The sequence below is a fragment of the Shewanella sp. T24-MNA-CIBAN-0130 genome, from assembly GCF_040310185.1.
GTDB classification, from domain to species: Bacteria; Pseudomonadota; Gammaproteobacteria; order Enterobacterales; family Shewanellaceae; genus Shewanella; species Shewanella psychromarinicola.
The window spans coordinates 1-251 of record NZ_JBEOPP010000447.1 but is presented as its reverse complement, the minus strand read 5'-3'; the positions used below and the strand labels follow the sequence as shown (position 1 = coordinate 251).

1 protein-coding gene is annotated in these 251 nt (G+C 45.0%); it reads right to left on the bottom strand.

Features of this window, described 5'->3' with window-relative positions; all coding sequences use genetic code 11:
• Positions 1–251: hypothetical protein (locus AAEZ02_RS23075; protein WP_351125498.1), on the bottom strand; the 251-nt coding region annotated here is incomplete at both ends.

The window sequence follows — 251 nt, the reverse complement described above, 5'->3', positions numbered from 1 at the left end:
GGCGATATCTTCCCAATAAATAACAATGCTATTTGACTTAATTAATAAGGCTTTTACAAATGGCTCAATACTGGCGGGCAATGCCAATGGCACTTTATCCAAGCTAAAATTGGCTTGGGGATTGGCTTGAGGAGGCACATTATTTACGTTGCTGTTTGCATTGCTATCTGGTCGCCAGTAGCCATCGAGGACCTGATAGCGCGTCAGCGGCAATTTGACATTGTCTAGCACCAACCCATACTGCCCAAGCA